Genomic DNA, 8097 nt, shown 5'->3' with positions numbered 1-8097 from the left:
GGTCGGCCTTCATCTTGTGGAAGGTGCCGTCGCGGGTGATGCCGGCGTTGTTGACCAGGATATCGATGGGGCCAAGCGTGGCTTCGACTTCGCGCACCATCGCCTCGGCTTCGGCCGGCGAGGTCACGTCGCCTTTGGCGATGAACACGTCGTAACCCTCTGCCTTCATCTTGTCCTGCCAGGCGCGCGCCTTCTCTTCATTGCGGTAATTGGTGGCGACCTTGTGGCCCATGTCGGCCAGGCGCTTGACGATGGCGGTGCCGATGCCGCCGGTGCCACCGGTCACGAGGGCAACTCTGGAAGTCATGTGAATCTCCTGCAGGTCGAAGGACGTGGGTTGGAGATTCGATTCTAGTCACGCAGGCGTGCAGAGCCGTTGTGCGCTGCGGCGGAAACCGGCGGCGGCGTGCCGGGCACGCATTCCAGCCGGAACGCGGCGGTTGCGGCATCAAGGAAGGCCGCAACCGAGCCGGCATCGGCTGCCAGCGGCGGCTGGCCCAGCGCCTGCCACAGCATGCGCAGCGCAGGCAGGGGCGAAGCATCATCGACCGGACGCGCGGCATCGGACTTCGACAGCTTCCTGCCGTCATCGCCCAGCAGCAATGGCAGATGCGCATGGCGTGGCGTGGGCAGGCCCAGCGCGCGCTGCAGCAGGATCTGCCGGGGCGTGGAATCCAGCAGGTCGGCACCGCGTACCACGTCGGTGATGCCCTGTGCGGCGTCATCGACCACCACCGCCAACTGGTAGGCCCAGGGGCCATCGGCACGACGCAGCACGAAGTCGCCGACCTCCACATCCACGCGCTGTTTGACGTGACCGTGGATCAGGTCATCGAAGGCGATCTCGCAGCCGTCCGGCACGCGCAGGCGAATGGCAGGGTCGGGGCGCTGCGCACCGGCCACGCATTGGCGATGGATGCCACCGACGGCGGCAAGATCGCTGCGGCTGCAATGGCACTCGAAGGCAAGGCCATCTGTCAGCAGGCGATCCAGCGCGCGCTGGTACAACGGCCCACGCCTGCTCTGGTATTCGATGCCGCCATCGTGGCGCAGGCCGAATGCTGCCAGCGTGCGCAGTTGTGCCTGTGCTGCGCCGGGAACTTCGCGTGGCGGGTCGATGTCCTCGATGCGCAGCAACCACTGCCCGCCGGCTTGCCGCGCCAGCAGCCAACTGCCGAGTGCGGCCAGCATCGAACCTGCGTGCAGCGGGCCGGTGGGCGAGGGCGCAAAGCGCCCGCGGTAGCACGGCGGCGGCATCGCGCGATCCGGCTCAGCTGAAGTCGTAATTCATCTCCGGCCCGGCGGGGGCCAGGAAATCGCCCTGCACGTAATCCGCACCGGCGGAGAACAGCATGGTCATGCTGGCGGCGTCCTGCACGTTCGGGACGATGGTGCGGATGCCGCGATTGCCGGCCTGCGCTGCGATCTCGCGTACCTGCTTCTGCGAATCGGCGTTCTTGGACAGGTCTTCCACGAATTGCGGGTCGATCTTCAGCAGGGCCGGGTCGAAGTGGCTCAGCAACTGCATGGAGTTGAGGCCGGCACCGAACTTCTCCAGCGCGATCCGCACCCCGGCACCGGCCAGCGCGCCTGCAAAATCCTGTGCTGCGCGCACATTGGTGAACACCTTGGCCTCTGGTATCGCCAGCGCCAGCAGTTCGCCCGGGATGCCGGTTGCGGCCAGGTGTTCGTTGATCCAGATCGCCATGGTGCTGTCCTGCACGGCTTCCTGCGAGACCGACAGCAGCAGCTGGGTGCGCTTGCCGGTTTTCAGGCGCTCGCCGATCAGGCCGATGGCGCGGGAAATGGCCCAGCGGTCGATCTGGCCCAGCAGGCCGTGTTCCTCGGCGATCTGCATGTAGGTGCTGGCTTCGACCGGTTCCCCGTCGCTGCCGTACAGGTGCAGGAACATCTCGTACATCTCGCTGCCGTCGCCGGCCAGCGCGAGCACGGGCTGGAACATCAGGCGGAAGCCGTCGCCTTCCAGCGCGGCCTTGATCCGTGCCACCCAGGCCTCGATGCGTTCCAGTTCCGCGCGATCCACCGCGCCCGGATCGAACAGCTCAGCCCGGTTGCCGCCCACCCCGAGCGCGGCCACCACGCCCTGGCTGGCCTTGGCCAGCACCTGGCTGGTACTGGCGATTTTTTCGCCGATCTGCACGCCGCCGATGCTGACCGTGGTGTTGAGCGAATGCACGCCGACTTCCAGTACGTGTTCGGCGAAGGCGTTGCGAATGCGTTCGGCCAGTTCGCTGGTTGCCATGTGGTCGCTGCCGCGCACCAGCAGCGCGAGCTGGTGCTCGCCGAAGCGGGCAATGCTGCCCTGGCCGGCGACGCTTTCCAGCCGCCGCCCCATCGCCGCCATCAACTGGTCGGCGGCATCCAGGCCGATCACCGCCAGCAACTGGGCATGGTGATCCAGCTCGATCAGCAGCAGGCCGTGCGCCGAAGCCTGTGCGGCGGCATCGGCCACGGCGGCATCCAGCAAGCCCAGGAAGGTCGGGCGGTTGAGCAGGCCGGTGGCGGCGTCGCGTTGCTTCAGTTCTTCGACCTGGCGCGCCAGCTCCGGATCGATATCCACCACCTGCCGGCGGAAGATCACCTGCTGGCAGGCTTCGCCTTCGTACTGCGCGGCGGTGAACTCCATCACCGCCGGGAAATCGTTGCCCTCGATGTCGCGCGCGGTCAGCTCGTGGCGCGGCGGCGGTGGCTCGCCCTTGGACAGGCGCTTGAGCAGGGCCTTGAACGCATCGACATCTTTCGGCGCAACCAGATCGAGCAGCGACATGCCTTCGATGTCCTCGAAGCTGTCGTAGCCGAACATCTCCAGATAGGCCGCGTTGGCGCGGATGTGCATGCCCTCGTGGATGTAGGCGATGGGCTCGCGCGAGGAATCGATCAGCGCGTCGCAGCGGCGTTCGGTTTCGCGCATCTGCGCTTCCAGATAGCGCTGCGAGCGGCGTGCATCGAGGTCATGCCATGCGGCGCGTACCGCCTGCAGGAACTGCTGCGGCCGGGCGCGCAGCGCAACGGCCTGCGCGCCCTGCGCCTGCACGCTTTCCAGGATGTCGTCGTTGATGCCGTCCAGCACCGCCAGCAGCGGCACGTCGCGGCCACAGCCGCCCACCACCATCGCCACCTGATCGAACGGCAGCAGCGTGGAGGCGTGTTCGGCCAGCACCAGGTCAACGTGCTGCTGGGCCAGCAACTGCGCCAGTTCATCCAGCGATTCCGGGCGCATCGGGCGTACCGCGATGCCGGCATTGCGCAGGGCGCTGACGATGGCCTCTGCCTCGTTGACCTGATCGTCAACCAGCATGAGCCGAAGTGCGGTGTCCTTGCCGATCGCCATTGGGGTTGCAATCCGTGCCTGGGTTGAGTGGAAGGCTACATCATCCGGCCCGCAGCAGCGGGCTCTTGCCGGGTTCGCCGGCAATTTCGCGCACCAGTTTCGGGACGAGATAGCCGGGCAGGCGTGCAGCCAGCGCGGCGTGCAGGGCCAGCGCGGCATCATCCGATACTTCGAAGTGCGCGGCACCGGCCACGCGATCCAGCTGGTGCAGGTAATAGGGCAGCACGCCGGATTCGTGACCACGCTCACACAAGTCGGCCAGCGCATCGACCGAATCATTCACCCCGCGCAGCAGCACCGCCTGATTGAGCAGCGTTGCGCCGGTTTCGCGCAGTGCGGCCATCGCGGCATCCACGCTGCCATCGAACTCGTTGGCATGGTTGGCATGGACGACGATGGCAACCGGCCAGGGCAGGGTGTCCAGCCAGTCCAACAGGCCGGCATCGACCCGCTCCGGCAGCACGATCGGCAGGCGGGTATGGAGGCGCAGGCGGCGGATGTGCGGGATGTCGCGCAGGGCGTCGGTCAATTCGGCCAGCTTGTGGTCGGCCAGCGACAGCGGATCGCCGCCGGACAGGATGACCTCATGGATGGAGCGGTCATTCGCGATCAGCGCCACCGCATCGCGCCAACCCGCCGCCGCTGCGCTGTCATCGGCATAGGGGTAGTGGCGGCGGAAGCAATAGCGGCAGTGAACCGCGCAGCTGCCGGTGGCGATCAGCAGGGCGCGGCCGTTGTATTTGTGGATCACGCCCGCGCCGCGCCGGGCGGCTTCGTCGCCCACCGCATCCAGCGCGAAGCCGGGCACGATGCGTTCCTCGTCCAGCACCGGCAGCACCTGCCGCAGCAACGGATCAAAGGGGTCGCCGTGGCGCATGCGGGCGATGAAACCGCGCGGCACCCGCAGCGGGAACTGGGTAGCTGCATCGTCGGAAATGCCCGCCGCAAGCGTGTCCAGCCCCAGCATCCCCAGCAGCTCGCGCGGGTCGCGCACGGCCTGCCGCCACAGCGCCTGCCAGCGCCGTGGTGCCGCCTGCTGCATCGCAAGGGGGGCTGCGGGTATCATGTCGCCTTCGATCCAATGCCTGTCCCGGCACTGCCGGGACTTCCTGAACCCGACATTCTAAGCCGCCCATGCGGGTGGCCCCAAGGAGTACCCCATGGCCACCCTCGGCATGAACGACGTCAAGAACGGGATGAAGATCCTGGTCAACAACGAACCTTCCATCATCACCGAGACCGATTACGTGAAGCCGGGCAAGGGCCAGGCCTTCACCCGCGTGCGCTATCGCCAGATCCGCACCGGCCGCGTGCAGGAAATCACCATGAAATCGACCGACTCGGTGGAAGCCGCCGACGTGGTCGATACCGACATGCAGTACCTGTACAACGATGGCGAGTACTGGCACTTCATGAATCAGGAAAGCTTCGAGCAGGTGCAGGCCGACAAGGCCGGCGTGGGCGATGCCGCCAAGTGGATCAAGGGCGAAGAGGAATGCGTCGTCACCCTGTTCAACGGCAACCCGATCCAGGTCACGCCGCCGAACTTCGTCGAACTGAAGATCGTCGAAACCGATCCGGGCGTGAAGGGCGACACCGCCGGCACCGGCGGCAAGCCGGCTACGCTTGAAACCGGTGCGGTGGTGCGCGTGCCGCTGTTCGTCGCACAGGACGAAATCATCAAGGTCGATACCCGCAGCGGCGAGTACGTTTCCCGCGTCAAGTGACGTAGCGGATGCCGTAGCAGCGGAGCTTGCTCCGCTGAAATCGGCACCGATTGCCACATCCGCTTTCCAACGGCATGCGGAGCAAGCTCCGCATCTACGGAGCCTCCGCATGACCCAGGCAGCACCACAACCCTGCGACCTTCTGATCGAAGCCGGCTGGGTGGTGCCGGTTGTCCCGCACGGCGTGGTCCTTGAGGATCACGCCGTTGTCGTGTCCGGTGGCAGCATCATCGCGATATTGCCAAGGCTTGAGGCCCGCGCGCGTTTCTCCGCGAAGGAAACGGTCTGCCGCCCGGATGCCGCGCTGGTGCCAGGCTTCGTCAACGCCCACACCCACAACCCGATGACCCTGCTGCGCGGCGTCGCCGACGACTTGCCGCTCAAGGTCTGGTTGCAGCAGCACATCTGGCCCATCGAAGGCGCGGTGATCGGCCCGGATTTCGTCGCCGATGGCGTGCGCCTAGCCATCGCCGAGATGCTGCGCGGCGGCACCACCTGCTGCAACGAAAACTACTTCTTCCCCGACGTGCAGGCCGCGACCTACAAGCGCCACGGCTTCCGCGCGCGGATCGGCCTGCCGGTGATCGACTTCCCCACTGCGTGGGCATCCTGCGACGACGAATACTTCGACCGCGCCGGCGAAGTCCACGACGCATGGCGCGGCGATGCACTCATCGCCACCGCGTTCGCGCCGCATGCGCCTTATACGGTCAACGACGCCAACTTCGCCCGCGTGCGCATGCTGGCCGACCAGCTGGACATCCCGGTCCACCTGCACCTGCACGAAACCGCGCAGGAAGTGCAGCAGTCCATCGAGCAGCACGGCCAGCGCCCGATTGCCCGCATCGATCGCCTCGGCCTGCTCAATGACCGTCTGATCGCGGTCCACATGACCCAGCTCACCGAGGCCGAAATCCACCTGTGCGCCGAGCGCGGCGTCAGCGTGGTGCATTGCCCGGAATCCAACCTCAAGCTGGCCTCCGGCTTCTGCCCGGCCTGCGCGCTGGAGCGTGCAGGCGTGACGCTGGCCATCGGCACCGACGGCTGCGCATCGAACAACGACCTCGACATGGTCGGGGAAACCCGCACCGCCGCGATCCTGGCGAAGGCCGTCGCCGGGGATGCCGCCGCACTGGACGCACACACGGCGCTGCGCGCGGCCACGCTGGGCGGCGCGCAGGCAATCGGCTTCGATCATCTGGTTGGCAGCATCGAGCCCGGCAAGCGCGCAGATCTGGTCTGCATCGACCTGTCCGCGCTTGAAACCCAGCCGCTGCACAACGTGGTCTCGCAACTTGTGTATGCCACCGCCCGCCAGCAGGTGAGCGACGTGTGGATCGATGGCGTCTGCAAGCTGCGCGAGCGCGTGCTAGTGGACATGGACATCGATGGCGTGGTCGCCAATGCGCGCCAGTGGCGCGAGCGGATCGCCCAAGTGCGCAATGCGTGATGTTTTGCTCGTCATTCCCGCGAAAGCCACATGCTCGTCATTCCGGCGAAAGCCACATGCTCGTCATTCCGGCGAAAGCCGGAATCCAGCTTTTCAACGTTGCAAAAGGCCAAGAACTGGATTCCGGCTTTCACCGGAATGACGGCCTGAAAGAGAAAATGCCGCCATGAACAACGCCGCAGCCTCGCAGAACTTCCACCAGAGCGAACTCGACAAGTTCGACGAACTGGCCCAGCGCTGGTGGGATCCGGACGGCCCGCAGAAGGCGCTGCACGCGCTGAACCCAGCGCGGCTGGGCTATGTCGCCGGGCGCACGATGCTACGCGATGCCAATCTGCTCGACGTCGGCTGCGGCGGTGGACTGCTCAGCGAAGCATTGGCCCGCGAAGGCGCGAAGGTCACCGCCATCGACCTTGCCCCGAACCTGCTCAAGGTCGCGCGTTTGCATGGTCTCGAATCCGGGATAAAAGTGGATTACCGGCAGATGCCGGTGGAAGCACTGGCCGACGAAGCCCTGGCCTCGTTCGATGCCGTCACCTGCATGGAAATGCTGGAACACGTGCCGGAGCCGGGTTCCGTGATCCGCGCCTGCGCCACGCTGCTGAAACCCGGCGGGCGGCTGTTCCTGTCCACCCTCAACCGCACACCGGCGGCGTTCGCACTGGCCATCGTCGGTGCGGAATACGTCGCCCGCCTGCTGCCCAAGGGTACGCACCGCTACCGCGACTTCATCAAGCCCTCGGAACTGGCGCGCTGGCTGCGCGATGCCGGGCTGGAACTGGAAGACGTCAGCGGCCTGCTGTTTGATCCGTGGCGCAACAAGGCGCGCATCGCCTCGCGCACCGACATCAATTACCTCGCCTGCGCGCGTAAACCTGAGGCATGAGTATTCCCTTCCCGAAGCTGGTGCTGTTCGATCTGGACGGCACCTTGCTGGACAGCGCGCCGGACATGGTCGCCACGGTCAACCGCATGCGTGCCGCGCGCGGGCAGGGCCCGATGGCGCTGGATGCGCTGCGTCCGCATGTGTCCAAGGGTTCGCGTGCGATGAGTGCGGCGGCGTTCCCGGAGCTGGGCGGCGAGGTGCCGGGCGAGATGATCCGCGAGTTCCTCGACACCTACGAGCAGGAGCTTGGGCGCAACAGCGTGTTGTTCGATGGCGTGAGCGAATTGCTGGACGCCATCGAAGCCACCGGCAGCCGCTGGGGCATCGTCACCAACAAGCCGGAATACCTCGCCCGGCAGGTCATGCCGAAACTGGGCTGGGACGCGCGCTGCGCCATCCTGATCGGCGGCGACACCTTGCCGGAGCGCAAGCCGCATCCGTTGCCGCTGCTGCATGCGGCGCAGCAACTTGGCGTCGCCATCGCAGACTGCGTCTATGTGGGCGATGACCAGCGCGACATCGATGCCGCCCGCGCCGCCGGCATGCGCGCGGTGGTGGCGCTGTGGGGCTATCGCATCGAAGGCGACGATCCGGCCACGTGGGGCGGCGACGTGATGGCGCAAACGCCCCGCGCATTGATCAACGGCGCGATGCCGTAGGTGCCGAGCTTGCTCGGCACACG

The 8097-nt window shown here is 66.5% G+C and carries 8 protein-coding genes; 4 read left to right on the top strand and 4 right to left on the bottom strand.

All coding sequences use genetic code 11. The features are described 5' to 3' along the window. The 4 genes from QM612_RS02160 to epmB form a co-directional block, all read right to left on the bottom strand. Positions 1-307: SDR family NAD(P)-dependent oxidoreductase (locus QM612_RS02160; protein WP_415252256.1), on the bottom strand; the 307-nt coding region annotated here is incomplete at its 3' end. Between the two features lie 44 nt (positions 308-351). Beyond that, positions 352-1257 carry a tRNA glutamyl-Q(34) synthetase GluQRS gene (gene gluQRS / locus QM612_RS02155; protein ID WP_415252255.1) on the bottom strand — a complete coding sequence of 302 codons (906 nt, stop codon included), beginning with the start codon at positions 1255-1257 and terminating at the stop codon, positions 352-354. A gap of 13 nt (positions 1258-1270) precedes the next feature. Then, positions 1271-3352 carry an EAL domain-containing protein gene (locus tag QM612_RS02150; protein ID WP_415252254.1) on the bottom strand — a complete coding sequence of 694 codons (2082 nt, stop codon included), beginning with the start codon at positions 3350-3352 and terminating at the stop codon, positions 1271-1273. A gap of 40 nt (positions 3353-3392) precedes the next feature. Continuing rightward, the gene (gene epmB, locus QM612_RS02145; RefSeq protein ID WP_415252253.1) at positions 3393-4418 is read right to left on the bottom strand and encodes an EF-P beta-lysylation protein EpmB; all 1026 of its coding nucleotides are present in this window, start codon (positions 4416-4418) and stop codon (positions 3393-3395) included. A gap of 94 nt (positions 4419-4512) precedes the next feature. Here epmB and efp point away from each other — a divergent pair, with 94 nt between their 5' ends. From efp to gph, 4 genes are all read left to right on the top strand, one after another. After that, complete coding sequence (efp, locus tag QM612_RS02140; RefSeq protein WP_415252252.1) at positions 4513-5079, top strand: elongation factor P; 567 nt, start codon at positions 4513-4515, stop codon at positions 5077-5079. A gap of 109 nt (positions 5080-5188) precedes the next feature. Beyond that, a complete protein-coding gene (locus tag QM612_RS02135; protein ID WP_415252251.1) occupies positions 5189-6529 on the top strand; it encodes a TRZ/ATZ family hydrolase in 1341 nt (446 codons plus the stop codon). 166 nt (positions 6530-6695) lie between these two features. Next, positions 6696-7415 carry a bifunctional 2-polyprenyl-6-hydroxyphenol methylase/3-demethylubiquinol 3-O-methyltransferase UbiG gene (gene ubiG, locus QM612_RS02130; RefSeq protein WP_415252250.1) on the top strand — a complete coding sequence of 240 codons (720 nt, stop codon included), beginning with the start codon at positions 6696-6698 and terminating at the stop codon, positions 7413-7415. Then, the gene (gene gph, locus QM612_RS02125) at positions 7412-8074 is read left to right on the top strand and encodes a phosphoglycolate phosphatase (protein WP_415252249.1); all 663 of its coding nucleotides are present in this window, start codon (positions 7412-7414) and stop codon (positions 8072-8074) included. Before ubiG ends, gph begins: the two co-directional genes overlap by 4 nt. Positions 8075-8097: the final 23 nt, after the last annotated feature.

This window comes from Thermomonas sp., assembly GCF_047606765.1.
Taxonomy (GTDB): Bacteria; Pseudomonadota; Gammaproteobacteria; order Xanthomonadales; family Xanthomonadaceae; genus Thermomonas.
This window is presented reverse-complemented; position numbering and strand designations above follow the sequence as displayed.

Excerpts from the sequence above, each read along its gene's own strand:
- gluQRS (WP_415252255.1), bottom strand. The coding sequence starts at position 1,257 with ATGCCGCCGCCGTGCTACCGCGGGCGCTTTGCGCCCTCGCCCACCGGC.
- QM612_RS02150 (WP_415252254.1), bottom strand. The coding sequence starts at position 3,352 with ATGGCGATCGGCAAGGACACCGCACTTCGGCTCATGCTGGTTGACGAT.
- epmB (WP_415252253.1), bottom strand. The coding sequence starts at position 4,418 with ATGATACCCGCAGCCCCCCTTGCGATGCAGCAGGCGGCACCACGGCGC.
- efp (WP_415252252.1), top strand. The coding sequence starts at position 4,513 with ATGGCCACCCTCGGCATGAACGACGTCAAGAACGGGATGAAGATCCTG.
- QM612_RS02135 (WP_415252251.1), top strand. The coding sequence starts at position 5,189 with ATGACCCAGGCAGCACCACAACCCTGCGACCTTCTGATCGAAGCCGGC.
- ubiG (WP_415252250.1), top strand. The coding sequence starts at position 6,696 with ATGAACAACGCCGCAGCCTCGCAGAACTTCCACCAGAGCGAACTCGAC.
- gph (WP_415252249.1), top strand. The coding sequence starts at position 7,412 with ATGAGTATTCCCTTCCCGAAGCTGGTGCTGTTCGATCTGGACGGCACC.